Below are 1,404 nucleotides of genomic sequence, written 5' to 3'. Positions count from 1 at the left end.
ATGATACCGCTGTTGGAACTAATATCTCCTGAGACATCAATAACAGGCGCAGACGGAATCGCAACAGCCGCGGTTCAAGGCAGCAGGAGCAGGAACCGCAATGGTAATTGCAGCAAGCGGCAATATCACAGGAAGTGCAAATGTTACAGTATCAGCACATCCGTCGCAACCAAATGTAACATCCTTCGAGTTAACACCCGGTAAAACTGCTGCACTGAAAGGAAGCACCATAACCATAACCATAAAAGCTCTAAATGCTAATGTAACAGATACGACCTTTAATGAAATGGCGAATATAACTGTTAATGCAAGCAAGAATGCAAGCGCTGTAATATATCAGCCAAACGTAACATTCAGCAATGGGATCGCTATCCTGCCAGTGACTTCAAATATGGCTCAGTTCGTAACGGTTACAGCAACAAGCGGCAGCATAACAGGCAGCACAGAGATCGCATTCGCAGACATGGTATTTGACCTGGATCCGGGCTGGAATTTAATATCTGTCCCGAACTTCGCAGATCCGGGCAGTGTTGACATGATACTGAAGAACGTGAAGAACAACGGAGTTGCCGGATACGATCCTGGAAATAAGACCTTCTCCACGCCCGCTGACCTGCAACCCCTGTATGGGTACTGGATCAATGTTACTGCACCCAACCAGAGTATTGGATTCATTGCAGATACGAATATCAGATCCGTACCGCCAAGCAGGGACCTCTTTGAAGGCTGGAATCTTATCGGGGTCGTTGCAAGTAAGCAGGAGCAGAATAGAGAACTGGACGCAGGCCTGCTTTTCCAGCCCCTCCAGGCAGGTGGAAAACCGCTGTATTCATACCTGATATCCTATAAGGATCCCCACAATACTTACACTGTCGGCGATGATCTGACAGCTCGTACACCATTGAATAAGGGACAGGGATACTGGCTCTTTATGAATACATTGACCGGTACAAACAAGGACAGCCTGGTTTGGGCAGGAAAGCCATGGCTGCCTAATTAAATAAATAAAGAAAAGGGAATAATATAATCCCTTTTCTAATTTTTGGTGATACCGAAAATGAAAAAAAATAATCTAAGCTAAACCCCAGGCACCACATAAATCCCTTTTGCAGTTTTAACGATATTGACCTCATTCCCCAGCTCCACGCTCAGAAATTCCGGCCTTTTGATAGTAACCGACTCATAAGTTTCAGGGTCCATGACCTGTATCGTGCTTTCCTCATCCGCAACCAGTACTGCGGGAATTGCATCGAGTCTCCTGCTCAATTTCTTTACGACTATCAGATCATTGAAATTTTCCATGAACCTTTTTCCGGTTTCAAGGTCGAAGGCGCTCACATGCTTTCCACAGTTTTGGATTTTAATAACTTTTTCCCCACTCTTATAATATCCCCCCTTCACGAA

1 protein-coding gene and 1 pseudogene are annotated in these 1,404 nt (G+C 45.2%); one reads left to right on the top strand and one right to left on the bottom strand.

The features are described from left to right. The first annotated feature begins 100 nt into the window (after positions 1-100). Positions 101-1,000, top strand: a complete 900-nt coding sequence (locus tag MNV_RS10500) for an Ig-like domain-containing protein (protein WP_096205863.1) — start codon at positions 101-103, stop codon at positions 998-1,000. Positions 1,001-1,077: 77 nt separating this feature from the next. Here MNV_RS10500 and MNV_RS10495 read toward each other — a convergent pair. Further along, positions 1,078-1,404: pseudogene (locus tag MNV_RS10495) on the bottom strand (hypothetical protein); the annotation flags it as partial.

The organism is Candidatus Methanoperedens nitratireducens, assembly GCF_900196725.1.
Lineage (GTDB): Archaea > Halobacteriota > Methanosarcinia > Methanosarcinales > Methanoperedenaceae > Methanoperedens > Methanoperedens nitroreducens_A.
This window is presented reverse-complemented; position numbering and strand designations above follow the sequence as displayed.

Coding starts and splice junctions, on each gene's coding strand:
- MNV_RS10500 (WP_096205863.1), top strand. CDS start 101: ATGGTAATTGCAGCAAGCGGCAATATCACAGGAAGTGCAAATGTTACA.